At 39.0% G+C, this 16,444-nt stretch carries 17 protein-coding genes; 4 read left to right on the top strand and 13 right to left on the bottom strand.

The features are described from left to right. Positions 1-24: 24 nt before the first annotated feature. From HHU08_RS04425 to HHU08_RS04400, 6 genes are all read right to left on the bottom strand, one after another. Positions 25-573 (bottom strand): DUF2815 family protein, encoded by a 549-nt coding sequence (locus HHU08_RS04425; RefSeq protein ID WP_169187892.1) that lies wholly within the window; start codon positions 571-573, stop codon positions 25-27. Beyond that, positions 566-1,714: a DUF2800 domain-containing protein gene (locus tag HHU08_RS04420; protein ID WP_169187891.1), complete on the bottom strand. Its 1,149-nt coding sequence runs from the start codon at positions 1,712-1,714 to the stop codon at positions 566-568. Before HHU08_RS04420 ends, HHU08_RS04425 begins: the two co-directional genes overlap by 8 nt. Then, positions 1,707-2,030 (bottom strand): rRNA biogenesis protein rrp5, encoded by a 324-nt coding sequence (locus tag HHU08_RS04415; RefSeq protein WP_169187890.1) that lies wholly within the window; start codon positions 2,028-2,030, stop codon positions 1,707-1,709. The genes HHU08_RS04420 and HHU08_RS04415 overlap by 8 nt, the downstream gene beginning before the upstream one ends. After that, positions 2,005-2,223 carry a hypothetical protein gene (locus HHU08_RS04410; protein ID WP_169187889.1) on the bottom strand — a complete coding sequence of 73 codons (219 nt, stop codon included), beginning with the start codon at positions 2,221-2,223 and terminating at the stop codon, positions 2,005-2,007. The genes HHU08_RS04415 and HHU08_RS04410 overlap by 26 nt, the downstream gene beginning before the upstream one ends. Before the next feature lie 47 nt (positions 2,224-2,270). Next, positions 2,271-2,804, bottom strand: a complete 534-nt coding sequence (locus tag HHU08_RS04405; RefSeq protein WP_235678799.1) for a sigma-70 RNA polymerase sigma factor region 4 domain-containing protein — start codon at positions 2,802-2,804, stop codon at positions 2,271-2,273. Positions 2,805-3,276: 472 nt separating this feature from the next. Next, positions 3,277-5,145: a helix-turn-helix domain-containing protein gene (locus HHU08_RS04400; RefSeq protein ID WP_169187887.1), complete on the bottom strand. Its 1,869-nt coding sequence runs from the start codon at positions 5,143-5,145 to the stop codon at positions 3,277-3,279. Between the two features lie 201 nt (positions 5,146-5,346). Between HHU08_RS04400 and HHU08_RS04395 the strand changes: the two genes are divergently transcribed. From HHU08_RS04395 to HHU08_RS04380, 4 genes are read left to right on the top strand one after another with little or no spacing between them, the layout of a single operon-like run. Then, entirely contained in the window at positions 5,347-5,577 is a 231-nt protein-coding gene (locus HHU08_RS04395; RefSeq protein WP_000028496.1) for a helix-turn-helix domain-containing protein, read from the top strand. A gap of 4 nt (positions 5,578-5,581) precedes the next feature. Continuing rightward, positions 5,582-6,730 carry a restriction endonuclease PLD domain-containing protein gene (locus HHU08_RS04390; RefSeq protein ID WP_169187886.1) on the top strand — a complete coding sequence of 383 codons (1,149 nt, stop codon included), beginning with the start codon at positions 5,582-5,584 and terminating at the stop codon, positions 6,728-6,730. 11 nt (positions 6,731-6,741) lie between these two features. Beyond that, positions 6,742-8,604, top strand: a complete 1,863-nt coding sequence (locus HHU08_RS04385; protein ID WP_001199693.1) for a Z1 domain-containing protein — start codon at positions 6,742-6,744, stop codon at positions 8,602-8,604. Positions 8,605-8,618: 14 nt separating this feature from the next. Beyond that, positions 8,619-9,575 carry a restriction endonuclease PLD domain-containing protein gene (locus HHU08_RS04380; RefSeq protein ID WP_000494898.1) on the top strand — a complete coding sequence of 319 codons (957 nt, stop codon included), beginning with the start codon at positions 8,619-8,621 and terminating at the stop codon, positions 9,573-9,575. Between the two features lie 42 nt (positions 9,576-9,617). Here the strand turns inward: HHU08_RS04380 and HHU08_RS04375 are convergent, their stop codons facing one another. The 7 genes from HHU08_RS04375 to phnD form a co-directional block, all read right to left on the bottom strand. Beyond that, a complete protein-coding gene (locus HHU08_RS04375; RefSeq protein ID WP_035355261.1) occupies positions 9,618-10,670 on the bottom strand; it encodes a DNA cytosine methyltransferase in 1,053 nt (350 codons plus the stop codon). Positions 10,671-10,672: 2 nt separating this feature from the next. Further along, entirely contained in the window at positions 10,673-11,002 is a 330-nt protein-coding gene (locus HHU08_RS04370; protein ID WP_063442202.1) for a helix-turn-helix domain-containing protein, read from the bottom strand. A 340-nt stretch (positions 11,003-11,342) separates the two neighbouring features. Beyond that, positions 11,343-12,740, bottom strand: a complete 1,398-nt coding sequence (gene rlmD, locus HHU08_RS04365) for a 23S rRNA (uracil(1939)-C(5))-methyltransferase RlmD (protein WP_169187885.1) — start codon at positions 12,738-12,740, stop codon at positions 11,343-11,345. 200 nt (positions 12,741-12,940) lie between these two features. Then, positions 12,941-13,801 (bottom strand): PhnE/PtxC family ABC transporter permease, encoded by an 861-nt coding sequence (locus HHU08_RS04360; RefSeq protein ID WP_016202331.1) that lies wholly within the window; start codon positions 13,799-13,801, stop codon positions 12,941-12,943. Then, positions 13,801-14,586: a PhnE/PtxC family ABC transporter permease gene (locus HHU08_RS04355; RefSeq protein WP_169187884.1), complete on the bottom strand. Its 786-nt coding sequence runs from the start codon at positions 14,584-14,586 to the stop codon at positions 13,801-13,803. The genes HHU08_RS04360 and HHU08_RS04355 overlap by 1 nt, the downstream gene beginning before the upstream one ends. Beyond that, positions 14,576-15,364 (bottom strand): phosphonate ABC transporter ATP-binding protein, encoded by a 789-nt coding sequence (gene phnC, locus HHU08_RS04350; protein ID WP_016202329.1) that lies wholly within the window; start codon positions 15,362-15,364, stop codon positions 14,576-14,578. Before phnC ends, HHU08_RS04355 begins: the two co-directional genes overlap by 11 nt. A gap of 23 nt (positions 15,365-15,387) precedes the next feature. Then, on the bottom strand, positions 15,388-16,425 hold the full coding sequence (phnD, locus tag HHU08_RS04345) for a phosphate/phosphite/phosphonate ABC transporter substrate-binding protein (protein WP_016202328.1): 1,038 nt from the start codon (positions 16,423-16,425) through the stop codon (positions 15,388-15,390). Between the last annotated feature and the right edge of the window lie 19 nt (positions 16,426-16,444).

Raw genomic sequence — 16,444 nt, 5'->3', positions numbered from 1 at the left:
CACCACCTCGTCTGTATTTATTCCTTATGCTAGAAAATCATCATCATCAATAGTTGTGAAATCATCAGCTGCATTGGTTCTTCCACCTAAAAGCTCTCCATCTCTTATCTTCTGGATGTTGCCAAGACCACATGCTACACCCTTATTGCCATTAGAGTTAAAAGCGTAGAAATTTAGGGATACTCTTGCATAACAACCGCTGTAAACCTCGTTACGATCCAGGATAGGTCTAACCGCTTTATCTACTATTTGGGGTGGAGTCTTGCTGTTGGCATTTACAAAGTAATGTCCTTTGTAAGCCTCGTCATCACGTTCTACGTCACCATCTCGAAGTGGCAGTTTAATAGCCGCCTTATTCGGCTTTTTACCACCAAACTTTGCAATGCCCTCTTCAATGGCTGCATCTACTGCTGCATTGATAGCATTGATGGTTTCCTTATCTGTTTTGGGAATCAATACGGATACGCTGTACTTTTCCGCTCCGCCATTGATGGATACGGGTTCCCAACCGTGAAAATAGCTAAGACGTGTGTTGATGCTTGTAACAACCTTCGTTCTGTTTTGATTATTCATATTCTAATTCCTCCGTTATTTCATTAAATTCGTTTTTTACGTTTGATATATTCATAGCTGGCCTCTTATCCGAAAGTGGAACCAGCGTTGGCTTACCTGGTGGTTTATGTATGAGACCACCGAGGATTTCTTGAAATTTCGATTTACCCATCAGCTTCTGCATTTCCGTAAGGGTAATAAGACTCTGACGATAGATATCATTATAGCCATTTGCCTTGGCTGCTTCAGCCACGGCCTCTTCGTCCTTATATTTACGGATAGACCTGCCCTCGACTACCTTAAAGCCGTGCCACTCTTTCCCTTGATTAACGGCAGCATCCGTCGCATAAGCAATGATTTCATTTGCCCACTTTGTAAGGTCGGACAGTTTAGAGAGAACTTCCTCAATTTCGGAATCCGTAAGCAGGGGAGGCAGTTTAAATTCCATCTGTGCTAATTTCAGCTTTTCTTCTGCTCTTGCACGGCATTTAACAGCCGCTCGACAGAATGTACACCATTCACCTGGAAGGTAGTTACCTTCGCCTTCATAAGCTTTTTTGGCCTTTGGTCTAAGCTCGTTTTCTGCCCAGTCTTTTAATTCATTTACCGGGATTGTCCATGTGCTGACATTTTCCCTGCGAGGTTGGAAGATGGTCATGGAAACCTCTTCGATGTCATACAAGCTATCGTAGATTTCCAAAGCTCCAAGGGCGTACAATTTCATCTGTGGGTTTCCTGCTGCATCTACTAACACACCCATGCCGTACTTAAAATCGATAATATGAAGCTTTTTATCGCCAATGATGATGCAGTCACCAGTTCCGAACCCCTGTGGTACATAGCAGGAAAAATCAAGACGTTGTTCAATAAGTATTAACGGGTCCGTACAGCTTTGTTTTGCCAATTCAAACTGCTCCATTACAAATTCAACATAGGCATCGCTGTGTTCTTCCATTTCATCAGAGTTATACACCGAGACTGGCCTTTTACTTCTCATGTGAAGTGCTTTTTTAAGTTTGTGTTCACAAAGAGCATGGGCGGCGGTGCCTTCAGCAGCTGCATTGGATTCGTTATTTTCAAATTCTAGTTCCAATCTTGCAGATGGAAGGCAATTCAGCCACCTATGGGACCCCGATGCGGAAAGTACTGCGTGATCACTCATTGCCTAGTACCTCCGCATCTTTCAGCATGTCTGCATAATGTTTCGGGTCAACTTCGCTTAATTTAGAGCCACCGTATTTTTGGATGATTTCTCTTACTTGGGCAGTAAGACCGGCTTGACTCTTTTCAGCGAGTTTTGCTCTGACTTCCTCCAGAGTGATTTCCTTTTTCTTTGGCGCAGGTTCTTTTGCAGTTGTAGTTGGTTCTTTTGTTTCGACAGGTACATTGCTCGCCATCGTATCAGCAACCGCTTGTATGCTGTCTGCCAAAGAGCGCATATCAGAAACCACATCAAGAAGTAGTTTTATTTTGCTCATGGTCTAATCCTCCCTCCTTAATCTCACTGATGGCGAGTTCCTGTACGGTGTCACCAGGAACAAGGATAGTCAGTTTCTGCTTATCACCAAGTAAGAAACGAAGGAAACGCTCCCTTATGGTGACATTACGGCAAGTTACAATCCCGCCAGTCTGTGGAGTTTTTGAAACACTGATTTTCAAGTTGTGTTTCATGTTCTTCACCTCTTTCCCGAGAGCGTTTATGTGCTGCCCTCTATCTATTAGCCGTGGCAAGAGGGGAAAGTTGAGGATTCAGGAAAAACTTTTTTTAAATTCTTCTTGGCTGTATTTAAACGATGTGATATGGCACTTTTACTGACACCTTCACGCTCTGCATACTCAGTCATTGTCATGCCATCAAGATATACAGCAATAAAAGGTTCTGAATGTTTTGGCTTGAGAATGGAACGAATAATCTCACAGTAATATTCATAATCTTCCTTTTTATTCCGTTCCACTTCTTGGAAATTATCGGGGAGATAGTCCATATGATCCGTTGCATCCTCAGATTCGTCGTCCTTACGGAATGGTTTTTTGGGCATCCCTCTGTGTCTATCAAATTTATGCCAGTTATTGTAGTCGGACTTGTTAAAACGTTCGTCCATAATCTCCTGTGGTGAACGTCGAGTCACAGTTTCCTTATCTTCGGCACAGGACAGCCTGTCCTCATAGTCCATATCAATCATTACAGTGCAGTCCTCGTCTGGTACCTCCAAATAGGTAGGTTTGTTGTCGTACATAATTCTAATTTTCATTTTGCATCCTTTCCGCCGGACTGCATTGGCGGCAAAGGATACAAAAATAGGTCTGTGCCTCGAAGTACACAGACCCTTTGTCCTGAAAATGAGCGCAACAAGGTAAGGTACTTCTATTGCAACGCATAACAATCCTAAACGGACTGAAACGTAGCAATATGTATCCTTTGCCCTTATTGCAAATCAGGCATTTGATATTTTTTTGTAGACGAGGAATGGTCTAATTCTTGCTAACTACGAAGGACCTTTCCTTCATCTATCATTATTGTAGGTGAGAATTGGACAGCCTTGGCGGACACCTCATGCCCGTTAATTTCAGGCTCAAAATGACGCTTTTCCCAACAAAAACACCTAAAAACAACAATAAAAAAAGCCATACACAAACCCTTAAAAGGATTCATGTATGGCTTACTTAGTTAATAAATAAAAAGCGGACATCCTGTGTCCGCTTTTTCAAAAATATTATTGAATTTTATAATGGCTCTGCGCCATGTTCCTGTAAAAACGTTCTAATCTCATCCATCGATTTTGCATATAGGTGAGTTAATGCAAAGTTATACCAAATATGACTGTTATTATTGAAATTCAATGAAAATGGTGAGTTGCGAATTATATGACTGCTAATATTTGGCGGTAGATGAAGTCCAAGGCAAATCAATACAATGGAATTAATAGATCCCGGTTCCTCACCATTAACGATACGTCTTATGGTACGCTCGTTGACCAATATTTTCTCTGCTAATTCTTTATAAGTTACTTTTTTCCACTCACGTACTATTTTGAGAGAGCTGGTATAGCTATTTGGCAATTCATTATAGATTCGCATTTCTTCAGCTATCGTTTCGGCTAGTAATTGAGCCTTCTTTTCTGGAGCCGCATACTCAAAACCATTACAATACTTTATATCAAAATCTATATTTGATGTCTTATCACGGTTGAGGAAACATTCAGTATAATATCTTTCCCTACACCCGGATTTGACTGATAACTCGAAAACCAAGCAGCACTCTTCCATATGGGTTCGTGCGTAGTCTGTAAGTACCGTTTGTCTGAATATATCCTGTGTTAAATATTTTGGATGGTTTAGCACAAAGTGAGAATCTACATATATATAACTTCCGTCTCTAACTAGAGCGGCCATTTCTGGATTGGTTATGCTTTGGATAGCAGCATCCTCTGCACCTATAGAAAAGGTCTGATTTCTTTCAAGCGCACCCTTCTTAAATCTATGCGGCTTGACGTAGCGACCATCTATATAAGTAAAAGTTCCGATTGCTTCCTCGTATCCAGCATCAATCATTCGAATTTTAGCTGCTGTCCGAGATACACTGAAGAACGTTGCTAAGGCGTCAATAACTGGCTCCATTACATCTATAAGTTCAGATGTTCCCAGTTCTGAACTGAATTGCTTAATAAATTTGAACGCTTGGGTTTTAAACATAGCAAGTGGCATTTGTATCTTTGGGGCGAGGGCATTCGCCTGCCATTCCATCCAGTCAGTTGCATCTCTGGTATTGTCTTTTATACCTCCGACTACCTGACACTTGATTCGTGTGGCACTGCTATTATATAACCGTTCCAATTCAAATGCTTTTCTATGTTGGTCCCAATGAACACACTCATGCACAATAGTATTATTGACTGATCCCAGGTTACGAAGAAAGTAAGCTTTTGGGTCCACAATTATTGTACGGGCATTCACACGGGTTTGTACCATTCCATCGCTGTCTTCATCAAAAAATTCTGCATCACAGTCGTGAAAGTATATCTGCCCAAAAACAGAGAAATCCTTTGTAATCTCTCGCATTTCTACTGTAAGACCCATTTTATCTGCCAATACCTGTGGCTCAACTGCCATCGGGGTTTTTAATGCTTCAGGGTAATGTCTTCTAAGGAAGTCTGTGGCAACAGATTCTAGTTGTTCCTTATGAATGATAGGGACAAGGGAGTCTGACATAGGTTTCGGCTGCTTATTTTTGCTAGTATACTCCGTTATACTAGAGATTGAAAAATCATCCAAATTGCAATCCAAATCACCTGAGCATTCTAGCATAAACCATTGCCGGCAATTTTCTGATTCATCATAACGATGATTTGATTCACGGACTTCGAATTCCGCTTCAACAGCAACATCAAATTCTATTTTCATGTCCGGTAAGTCATTAACAGATACGAACTTTACTTCTATATCTGATAACTCAATGCCGCCAATGTTTTGAACTCTGTATAACCGTAAGTCTAAATCTTCACAATTATCCGTTGCATAGGTTTGTATGGCAGAAAATATCTCATTATAGAATCTACCATCCACGTAATCTTTAAAAGAACGATTACCCGCCAAGGCACTCCCTCCTCACCCCATATGAAATTAATATCTTTAAGGATTTTTACTATTCAAACATTAGTTCATAGGTAAATTATAACATGTATTTTGATTGCCTCAACATTTATTTTACGTTTGCGAATTTTAATTGTTGCTTCGCTAACTTTGTGATAAACTTTATTTATTAACTTAGGCTAGGTACTAAGGCGAGGTGATATTATGTCCATAAGTTATAAAAAACTATGGAAACTTCTTATTGATAGAGATATGAAAAAAAAGGACTTAAGAGAAGCAGCTGGTATTAGTACAGCTTCAATGGCTAAGCTTGGAAAAAATGAAAATGTTAATACTGACATTTTAATAAAAGTATGTAAGGCGCTTAACTGCGATATTTCAGATATTATGGAGATTGAAAAAACTACAGAAACCCCACCAAAAACAAAGGAGTGAGCTAATGAAACTGTTATATTCAAACATCCTACCTCTTGGAACATCAGAGGGTCAACAAACAATTATAAATTGTTTTAACGAGCAAATTGCAAAATCAGACCGTGTTGAAATTGCGGTTGGATATATTTCTCGTGTTGCCTTGGAAGAACTCGACAATCTGGTCGAAGAGCATAATATATCTAGTATATGCCTTACCATTGGAATGTACTTCATCGAAGGAATGCCAGAAGGATCATATAATACTGCTTTAGAAATCAACAAAAAATGGACAGAGACTGGTATAGGTGAAATTAAGATCGTAAAAGCATTCAAATATCATGGAAAAGTATACTGCTTTTATAAAGATGGGCAACCTTTTTCTGCTATTATTGGTTCCGCAAACTTAGGTGTAATCAAATTAGATGCTAATAACCGTAGGCAATATGAAATCTCATCGGTTACTGATGATGCTACTGAATGTAAAGAAATTGCTGAATTTTTAGAGAAGCTAAAGGCTCAGAACTGCTCTGATAATATTGCTAACATTATAGGAATGCCAATAGTCAGGGAAGTTAACATATCACTTAGTGGCATTGATACGGTAACACAGATTCCCCAAACTGGTGTACAGCTTTATGAACAGCATAAAACAGACGTTTCTTTTGTACTGCCATTAAAAGTTCCTGCTTACGATGAGCGGCATATGGATGATGGTAAGCATTTCACAAAGTCAAATATAAATGTTAGCTATGCCGCACCACGAAGTAAAAGGAAATCCCGTGATTGGTACGAAACTCAATTGACTGTTAGCAAAGCGATAACTCGTTCAGAAGGTTACCCTGAAAAAAACAAGCCTTTTTTTGTTGTAACCGATGATGGCTATTGGTTTAAAGCTCATACCACAAGCGATGGCAATAAACAATTCAGTGCTGTTGGCGATGAACTCATTCTTGGTCGTTGGATTAAAGGTAGACTTGCAGCAGCAGGTTTAGTAACACCAGTTAATGACACCCAAGCTGATACTGATCGTAAGGGAATGATTACGAAAGAAATGTTACAAGCATACGGTTGCGATAGCCTTGTACTTTCAAAAACAGATCAGAAAGCATTGGACGAAGATGGCACCGAGCTTGATGTGTGGGTTTTATCGTTTGAAACAATTACTAACGAATGAGAGGTGTATCAATGCAATATTTAAAAAAATACTTGCAAAAAATAAAAGAGCGAGGTAACGAAAAATTAGCTGAGTCCATTTCCAAAACAGCTGAAGATATTGGCAATCAACATATTCGCAATTTTTCATTTATAAGTCATGAGATTGGCTTGTTGTTTGGTAATGTGCAATCTGGAAAAACTGGTCAAATGTTTGGCGTTATGTGCAAAGCTGCAGATTTAGGATTTCCCGCATTCATCTTACTCACAACAGACAATGTTGTCTTGCAACAACAAACCTTAGATCGAGTTAGAGACGACTTAGACGGCTTCTGTATTTGTGGCGAAAACGACTCAGGCTTATTTATTGAAAATAGCCTTGTTAAGCCAGCCATTGTCGTTCTAAAGAAAAATGCAAGAGTACTAAGATTGTGGGCAAATGTATTTAATTCTACAGGCTTTATGAAGGGCAACCCTCTATTCATCGTTGATGATGAGGCGGATGCGGCTTCCTTAAATACTCTAATAAACCGTAATAGTCAGTCATCAATTAATAGATATCTGGATTCTATAAAAAATGGAGCATCAAGTAGCTTATACTTACAGGTTACAGGTACGCCTCAAGCAATCTTATTACAGACCCTTGCGTCTGGTTGGCATCCATATTTTACATACTACTTCCATCCAGGGGATGGCTATTTAGGTGGAGACTTTTTCTTTCCAACAAGCGGTAAACCTGAATGCATTGATTTTCTTGAAACTATCAAACGACCGACACGAAGTGTTGTTATACGCCACCTTGCTGTATCTGCTCAGATTTTAGCATCAAAAGGAAAAGTATCAAATTGCCTTCTACATCCGAGCGTACGACAAAATGTCCACCAGCGTTTTGCTGACGATGTCGCAAAGGAACTAGATTGGTGTATGGAGCATATCAATACCGAATTCATCACAGAATTACAAACCCACTATGATTCTTTAGAACCCAACAAAAGTGAGAAACTTTCTTTTGAAGTTATCTATAAAACTACTAAGGATTTGTTGGAAAACAAAGGGATAAAAATTCTTGTTATGAATGGAAAAACAGATGTTGAGAGTCCAGATTATGCAACAGGCTGTAATTTTATCGTAGGCGGAAACACTCTAGGCCGAGGCGTAACTTTTCCAGGGCTACAGACAATTTATTATACAAGAACCAGCAAAAAGCCTCAGGCGGATACTATGTGGCAACATAGTAGGATGTTTGGTTATGACAGAGACTCTGGCATGATGAAGATATTTATAGATGAACAACTCTATAAATTATTTGCGGACATTAACGCTACTAATAATGCCATTATCGCACAAGTAGAGCAAGGAATTGAAAACATAAAAATTTATTATCCAATTGGATTGAATCCAACTCGAAGGAATGTAATTGATAACAAACGAGTCAATATCCTTTCAGGGGGAACGAACTATTATCCGTTCTACCCAGATAATAACACCATAGATGATATATCAAAACTATTGGAGCCTTTCTCCAATGATGATCCTTATTACCAGGTAAATTTGAGGTTAATTAAGAAAATATTATCTCACATTATTGCTAGCCCAGATTTCAAGTTAGATGCATTCCTTTCTGTCATTGATACACTTCTTTCAGAACAACCAGCTGGACAGGGTATTTTGATTGTCAGAAGAGGAAGAGATGTTGCACAAGGGACAGGAGCCTTGTTGTCTCCGAACGACTGGAAACTAGGTGGCACTTTCCATGACAAAGTAGTTCTGACCATGTATCAAGTGACTGGTACTAAGGGATGGGGTGGAAAAGCAATCTGGGTGCCAAATATTAAACTTCCTCACGATACAATGTATTATGATGTGTCTGAGGATGATATAGAAGAAGAAGCATAGGAGGGCAAGAATGGATGTTCACCAACAACATAGCAAAAAGGATTTTATTTGCCCCTCCACTCCAAGGAGCGGACACTTTATTAATATTAAGCGGATATGCTACCCCTAATATGGCATCATGGCTTATTAAGAGTTTTCAAGAACAAAATATGCACCCTCTAAATATTTCATTGCTTATTGGAATGGTTCCTTACGATGGATTAAGCGTTCCTATACATGAGGGCTTTATGGAACTCCATGGCAAAACATATCCAAAAGCAGTGGATAGCTTTTCATGTAGTTATGTTTGCGAAAACCCTCCAGTTCACGCAAATTTATACATTTGGCTAAAGGAAGAATCACCAGTACAGGCATATACAGGTTCAGCTGATTTTGTGCAGAATGCATTTATCCAATCCAGAAAAGAAATAGTTGTATGCTGTGATCCTAAAGAAGCTTATAAGTTTTATGAAGAAGTTGAAGCAAACTCAATTTATTGTAACCATGCAGAGGTCGAAGACCATATCGTTCTCCGTCCAACACATCAAATTCTTGATGCTGAAAACAAGCCTCTAACCACTTTGGCTGGCGAGGGTATTACTTCTACGACTCTATCGCTTCTCACAAATAAGGGTGAAGTTGGAGAAAAATCCGGATTAAATTGGGGTCAACGAAAGGGCAGAAACAAAAACGAAGCTTATATACATCTTCCTGCAAAAATTGCAAGAAGCGGTTTCTTCCCGTTAAATAAACAACACTTTACTGTTATTACAGACGATGGTCATACTCTTCTCCTAAGAGTTGAGCAACAAAACGACAAAGCAATTACAACACCTCTTAGCAACGCTCAACTCGGAGAATACTTCCGAAACCGTTTAGGTCTTGGAAATGGTGCGTTCGTAACAAAACAAGATTTACTAAACTATGGAAGAACAGATGTTACCTTTTACAAAATCGACGATGAGCAGTACTTTATGGATTTCCATGTATAAACAAAGCAGTTACTTTGCTTTTACTACAAAGTAACTGCTTTCTCATTCTTTAATACTTGGTTCTACGCTCTCATATTCAATTCCAGCAAAACTCTTCAAAATTGCCTCAAAAATGATTTTTGCGCCCTGACAAGGTACCGCCATTCCTATTTGTTTACGTACACTCTCTTTACTTCCTATAAATCTATAAGTATCAGGGAAAGTTTGTAATCTAGCCCGCTCTCTGTTAGTCAATGCTCGTGGTTCTTCCCAATGATAAATGTGTGTTCCTCCGCCACCGCTTCCTGTAACCGTGTAGGAAGGCTTTGTTGGATCGAGCCTCTTATATATTTGACTTATTTTTGCCCCTCTAATATTAAGTTGTAAATCTTCTGGAAGGTCTGCTGTAAATGCATTCTGTCCAGGTAGAATATGCTGCAACCTTCTAACAACAGTTTCGGATTGTCTTGTCAATTCATTATTATATGCATCCTCTGGAATAGGGGGATTTTCTATTGCATTTTTGCAAGTATTATCGATTCCGACATAAGGCGCTGTTGATGGGACTTTAAATTCAACATCGATGTCATCCCGTATGCCAACGATAATCAAACGGTGCCTTGCTTGAGGGACTCCGTATTCCTCAAACTTGTAGAGATGAGGTTTAATTGTATAGCCAGCTTCCCTTAGTTCCTTGAGGATCATAGTGAAGGCTTTCCCATCATTTGCATTTCTAAGTCCTCCAACATTTTCCGCTAAAAACCACTTGGGTTTAAACAGTTTTAGAGCTTTGACACCATACGAATACAAGGGACCGAATACCCCGTCCATACCTTTTTGCTCACCAACAACACTATAGTCATTGCATGGGAAACCAAATGCCAACGCATCAATCGGGGCTAGTTTTGACATATCAAATTTACGAATATCCTCATGGTAAACAGTATGAGGAGCATCGGGACATATGTTTAATCTATATGTTTCACAGGTATCCGCATCATAATCATTTGCCCACTGGTGTACAATCGAAAAGTTTGGGTCTTCAATAGTAGCATTCATGGCGCCCCACGCAATCCCTCCTGGACCGCAAAATAATTCTCCAAGCCTAAAAATCATATCTAATCAACCTTCCTTTTTTTGTTAAGAAAATCGATTTGCGATTGAATGTGTTGCATTTCCTCTTCATCAAGAGAAGAAACACCTTGAAACACAAATTGATATTCTACAATATCCTCTTTAGTCAGGTAACCAGCCAACTCATAAAGAGGTATAATTTGAATGTTATATAAATGTGCAAGTCTTTTTAAATCATCAGGAGTACAATCTATCTGTCCTCTCTCAATTTTGCTAAGTCTTGAATCTGTTATACCGGTTTTTTCATATACCTCTTTTAGGCTTAAACCACTTTTGTTGCGACTTTCTTTCAATCGATTGCCTAATTCAGACATACTATCACCTCTATGAAAGAATAACATACTCGCTGCAATAAGTCAAGCAACTTTATAGTTTACGCTGCGTAAGCGCAGCACTATATTAATAAATGTAAAGCCTTTTCTAAAAACTATATAAATCAATTCAGATATTTTAATCTATCTGTTATCTATCCTATCTCCACAACCCTATGAAGTCATCTAATCTGTCTCCACAACCCTACACACATTTTTACGGTCGACATGTTTCCCAAATAAACAAAAACAAGGATTTTCAAGATTGAAAGGCACTGCCAGACATCAGGCAGAAAACCTTCCAACCTTGGAAATCCTTTATTTATCAGCGTTTGAGTAGCCCCTATTTCTCCACCCTTGACATCAAGACAACACACTCAACATGCGCCGTATGCGGAAACATATCCACTGGCTGTAAATACTCCACTTTATAATCCTTAGACAAATAATCAATATCCTTTGCTAATGTGGAGGGATTACAAGAGACATACACAAACTTCTTCGGTTTAACCTTTTTAATCGCGTCTAATAATTTACGATCACAACCTGTTCGCGGCGGATCGACTACAACTACATCTGGACGCCAGCCTTCTTCTACCCACTGTGGCAGCCAATGTTCCGCAGTTCCTGCTACATAGGTTGCATTTTTGATACCGTGTCTATCTGCATTTTTTTGCGCATCTGTGATCGCTGCTTCGATGGTATCCATGCCTCGTACTTCGTTTGCTCCATCTGCTAGCCATAAGCCAATTGTTCCAACCCCACAGTATGCATCAGCTATTTTTTCTTTTCCTGTTAAAGCAGCTGCTTTTTTCACTTCATCATACAGCTTTACTGTTTGCACAGGATTCAATTGGAAGAACGCTCTTGCAGACAGCTCGAAGTTTAAATCTCCTAATGTTTCTTGGATAACTTCTTCCCCACTTAAGTGGATTGTTTTTTCTCCAAAAATAAGAGACGTTTTGTTGCCGTTTATGTTTTGGACTAATGATTTCACTTCTGGTAATCTTTTTTGGATTTCTGCCATCACTAGTTTTTTTCTTGGCATTTCTTTTTGGGTAGTGATAAGCACGACTTGAACTTCGCCTGAATTAAATCCTGCTCTAGTTACAATCGTACGGACGATCCCTTTTTGTTTACGTTCGTCATAGATTGGGATTTGGAATTCTTCTAAGATTTTTCGAACCTCTTCTGATACCTTGTTCGTTAACGGATGCTGCACCATACAATTTTGGATAGGAATGAGGCGGTGGGAATCAAGTCCGTATAGACCTGCAATAATTGCACCACTTTTTTGCTGTCCCACTTGAAACTGGCTTTTATTGCGATAATTCCATGGATCTTCCATACCTATAGTTGGACGAATATCCAATTTATCGACTTTCAGCTTTGTATGGCGTTCTAATGATTGGATAACAATATCTCTTTTTTCCTGTAATTGCTGATCATAGGCTAAATGCTGAAGCTGGCATCCCCCGCATTGTTCATAAATAGGGCATGGTGCTTGTACACGAAAAGGAGAGGATTTTCTTATCTTCTTTACCTTTCCTTCCGAAAACTTAGGCTGAACCTTAGTTGCTTCCACTACCACTTCTTCTCCAGGAAGAGCACCTGGTACAAAAACAACCTGTCTTTTAAAATAACCGACGCCCTCTCCATTTATCCCTAAACGCTTTATCGTCAATGGAAAGGTTTGCCCAACCTTCAACTTCGCGATCGTATTTTGCTGTTTATCTTTCATTTATATTAACTCCTATTTTCTCTCTATTAAAAATACTACTTCTATTTTTCCTCAGTCTGCCTTCTTCATATACTATAGCTTCTGCGCTAAAATATCCAGTTCTTCTCATCCGCTAACTACAGAAAATATTCCCACCTAAAAGATAACAAAAAACACCCTCCCTTTTAAGGGATGAGTGCTGCACCCAAATTCTATTTAAATCATCCTTTTACTCGAAGTTTCCTTTTTAACCTTGTCGCAAAGACTTCAAGGAGAATGGCTACTGCTAAAATAAAGAAAGTAATGGTTCCAATTTCTCTAATATCTAAATAGAAATTGCTTGCCATGAACATATCAAAGCCGATTCCGCCTGCACCGGCAGCTGCTCCCATCGCAACAGCGACAGCGAAGTTAATTTCGAAGCGTAAAAATGTCCAAGAAATCATATAGGTGAGGGAAGATGGAATAACCGCCTGAAAAATGATTTGCCAAAAGTTTGCTCCACTTGCTTGAAGTGCTTCAATCACACCATTATCTAGTTCCTCAAAAGACTCAGAGTAGGCCTTCACTAAATAACTGACAGAATGAAACGTCATCCCAATAACAGCGGCAACACTACCAAGACCTGCTGCGACAGCAAAAATCAACACCCATAAAACGGTCGGCACCGCTCTTATAAAAGCAACCATTCCTTTAATAATGACAGACACTCGTTTCGATGTTAAGTTTTCCGCTGCTAATAAACCTAAGACGACCGCAATAATTGCACCAAATATCGTGGTTAAAAAAGCAAGACCTAACGTTACTAAAACTTGGTAAAGAGCATGCGTAAATGTAAAATGCTGAAAATGTGCTTCAAAAAACATAGCTTTTAAGTTTGCAAAGGTCGCGAACATTGCTTCTCCAAAATCAATCTCTTTATAGTCAAAGCTATAAAAAGCATAAATCGTGAGAATCGCTAATGCTAAAAGAGTGATTCTGATCATAACGGTTGATTTCGTTAACGTTTTAATTTTTATGCGTTTTGATGGTTCTTGCTTATCTAGCTGTTCTTCTACAGCCACTTGCTTATTAACTACCATTATAGAATCACCCTCCTTACATAGTTAGATATAGATTCTATTAAAAGAATAGAGACAACAATTGTAATAACTACTAGTGAAGCAATATCGTAGTTTAAGCTTTTATAATAGAGATTAAATGTAAAGCCAATTCCCGATCCAGTAAGCAAACCTATTAATGTGGCACTGCGGATATTTGTTTCAATCATAAAGAGTACCCAGCTAATCATTTGGGGAAGACTAGACGGAATTACAGATTGAAAAATGATTGAAAAATAGTTAGCGCCTGTTGCTCTTAGTGCCTCGACCGATCCTTCACTTACTTCATCTATCGTCTCTACGAAAGCTCTTGTTAAAAATCCAAATGAACCGAAAAACAACGCAAAATAGCCTGTTAAGGAACTTTGTCCAAAAGAAAAAAGGAGAATCATTGCCCAGGCAGCGACATCAATATTTCGAAAAATCGTTGCAATGCCACGACTAATACTTCCAAAGAAGCCATTGATTTTCGTCGTATTGGAACCCATAATGGCAAACAATATTGCAAATACTGCTCCAATGGTCGTTGCCGCAATGGAAACTAATAAGGTTTCCACCAAGCTTTTTAATATATTAGGAAGCTTTACTAAAGACTCCTGTGTTGGATAAAAATTCCCCAAAGCCCATGTAACAGCCCGTGGGAGAGACTCAAAACCTTTGACTACATTGTATTCTGTCATGATAATGGCACATATTGTAATAGCAGCTAAAACAACAAAAAAACGAAGGGAACTTTTTCTCTTTTTTGCAAAGAAATCAGCTTGCATAGATGCCACCTACATCAAAAATGAGATCTTCCGCTTCCGAACCGTATATACGTTGAATATCCTCTTTGGTGATATTGTTTGGAGAGCCGTTATACACGACTTGGCCACTGTTAATCCCAATGATTTTATCAGAGTATTTTAGTGCTACGTCCACTTGGTGGAGGTTGACTAATACGGTAATGCCCATTTTCGATGAAATATTCTGAAGATGATCCATAATGACCTTAGCGGAGTTGGGATCAAGTGAGGCAATTGGCTCATCACATAGCATCATTCGCGGATTCTGAATAAGGGCGCGTGCAATACCAACACGCTGCTTTTGTCCTCCACTTAATTGATCCGCTCGCTTATACATATGTTCTTGTAGCCCTAGCACGGATAAAATCTCCACCGCTTGTTCCTTCTCTTCTTGACTATAAAGACCTAAGACTCCGGCAAGTGTTGATTTTTTGCCTAGATTTCCATGCAAGGTGTTCTCGATTACACTCAAACGATTCACTAAATTATAGTGTTGAAAGATCATCCCAATTTTGGTACGAACCATTTTTAATTGCTTCTTTTTTAAATTTAGGACGTTGCTGTTATCAAAGATAATCTCTCCGTTTGATGCATCAATCATTCGATTGATACAGCGAAGGAGAGTTGATTTCCCCGCTCCAGATGGACCGATGATTGAAACAAACTCCCCTTCGTTTACAGAGAAGCTAATATCTGATAACGCCTTTGTATCATTTCCAAATTGCTTGGACACATGATTGATTTCTAGTAAGGTTGTCATCGATTAACTCTCCTTATATCCATTTATTTTGAAAGCTCGCGAATCGGATTAAACCATTCATCTTTTACTTCAACTAAACGCTCGTCCGCCGTTTTCTTAAATAATCCTGAGAACTCAGAGTCTTCCGGAACAAAAACTTTTTCGTTGTTTGTAATCTCATCTGAGGTCATAACTTCTAGAAGCTGTGCTTGAAGATCTTCACTAATATTGTCTGTGTTTACGACAAATGGCGCATTCAATACTGGTGTAACGGAAATAAGTTGAAATTCTTTCCCTGTAACAGTATTAAAAGGCTCAGCAGCATCTGTTTTAACTTTATAAATCGCACCTGGTCTGTTCTCTTCTCCATCTTCTAATTCCACATAATTATTTACGCATGTATCACAGAATGCTGCTACGTCTGCTTTCCCTGATAATAGATTAACTGCCGAACCTTGGTGAGAACCACCGTATAGTACTTCACTAAAGAAATTACCGTCTCCGCCTTCAAGTAAATCTTCTGCCGTTAAATCTTTGAATTCAGCTTTTTCACTGAAATAATCAACAATACCTGTGGAAGGAACTTTAAATCCTGACGTTGAACTATTGGATACAAATGAAAATTTCTTCCCTTGAATATTGTCAATTGCAAATCCATCGCCTTCTTTATATTGATCCGCATTATCCTTTTCAGCTGCTAACCAGCTGTAGTATACAGCATCATCTAAAGTCCCTGAAGCACCAGTTGGTACAACAAGTGGGAGTACTTTATCGTTTTTGTTATGTGCTTCTATGTAACCTTGTGCACCTAAGAACGCCATGTCGGCATTTCCATTTGCAACTGCTTCGATTGCAACGATATAATCCGTTGTTGTTTGATGCTTTACTTTTTTCCCGGTCTTTTCTTCAATAATTTTTCCAATTTCATCACGTGCTTCTGTAAGATCAGCCCCTGATTCATTAGGGAGCCAGGCAATTGTAAGTGTATCTTTATCACCTGATGCGCCTCCTGAACTAGAAGACGAACATCCAGCAACAAATAACATAAGTAAAGATAACAAAAATAATAAAGATCTCTTCATTAGTATGAATCTCCTCACC

The sequence above is a fragment of the Niallia alba genome, from assembly GCF_012933555.1.
Taxonomy (GTDB): Bacteria; Bacillota; Bacilli; order Bacillales; family Cytobacillaceae; genus Niallia; species Niallia alba.
The sequence above is the reverse complement of the archived record's forward strand: the minus strand, read 5'-3'. Positions and strand labels throughout refer to the sequence as shown.

What these genes read in the sequence shown, in the direction of transcription:
- HHU08_RS04380 (WP_000494898.1), top strand. Translation starts at nt 8,619, where the DNA reads ATGTTCACCAACAACATAGCAAAAAGGATTTTATTTGCCCCTCCACTC.
- HHU08_RS04420 (WP_169187891.1), bottom strand. Translation starts at nt 1,714, where the DNA reads ATGAGTGATCACGCAGTACTTTCCGCATCGGGGTCCCATAGGTGGCTG.
- HHU08_RS04390 (WP_169187886.1), top strand. Translation starts at nt 5,582, where the DNA reads ATGAAACTGTTATATTCAAACATCCTACCTCTTGGAACATCAGAGGGT.
- HHU08_RS04360 (WP_016202331.1), bottom strand. Translation starts at nt 13,801, where the DNA reads ATGGTAGTTAATAAGCAAGTGGCTGTAGAAGAACAGCTAGATAAGCAA.
- HHU08_RS04370 (WP_063442202.1), bottom strand. Translation starts at nt 11,002, where the DNA reads ATGTCTGAATTAGGCAATCGATTGAAAGAAAGTCGCAACAAAAGTGGT.
- HHU08_RS04425 (WP_169187892.1), bottom strand. Translation starts at nt 573, where the DNA reads ATGAATAATCAAAACAGAACGAAGGTTGTTACAAGCATCAACACACGT.
- HHU08_RS04385 (WP_001199693.1), top strand. Translation starts at nt 6,742, where the DNA reads ATGCAATATTTAAAAAAATACTTGCAAAAAATAAAAGAGCGAGGTAAC.
- rlmD (WP_169187885.1), bottom strand. Translation starts at nt 12,740, where the DNA reads ATGAAAGATAAACAGCAAAATACGATCGCGAAGTTGAAGGTTGGGCAA.
- HHU08_RS04375 (WP_035355261.1), bottom strand. Translation starts at nt 10,670, where the DNA reads ATGATTTTTAGGCTTGGAGAATTATTTTGCGGTCCAGGAGGGATTGCG.
- phnC (WP_016202329.1), bottom strand. Translation starts at nt 15,364, where the DNA reads ATGACAACCTTACTAGAAATCAATCATGTGTCCAAGCAATTTGGAAAT.
- HHU08_RS04410 (WP_169187889.1), bottom strand. Translation starts at nt 2,223, where the DNA reads ATGAAACACAACTTGAAAATCAGTGTTTCAAAAACTCCACAGACTGGC.
- HHU08_RS04355 (WP_169187884.1), bottom strand. Translation starts at nt 14,586, where the DNA reads ATGCAAGCTGATTTCTTTGCAAAAAAGAGAAAAAGTTCCCTTCGTTTT.
- HHU08_RS04405 (WP_235678799.1), bottom strand. Translation starts at nt 2,804, where the DNA reads ATGAAAATTAGAATTATGTACGACAACAAACCTACCTATTTGGAGGTA.
- HHU08_RS04395 (WP_000028496.1), top strand. Translation starts at nt 5,347, where the DNA reads ATGTCCATAAGTTATAAAAAACTATGGAAACTTCTTATTGATAGAGAT.
- HHU08_RS04415 (WP_169187890.1), bottom strand. Translation starts at nt 2,030, where the DNA reads ATGAGCAAAATAAAACTACTTCTTGATGTGGTTTCTGATATGCGCTCT.
- phnD (WP_016202328.1), bottom strand. Translation starts at nt 16,425, where the DNA reads ATGAAGAGATCTTTATTATTTTTGTTATCTTTACTTATGTTATTTGTT.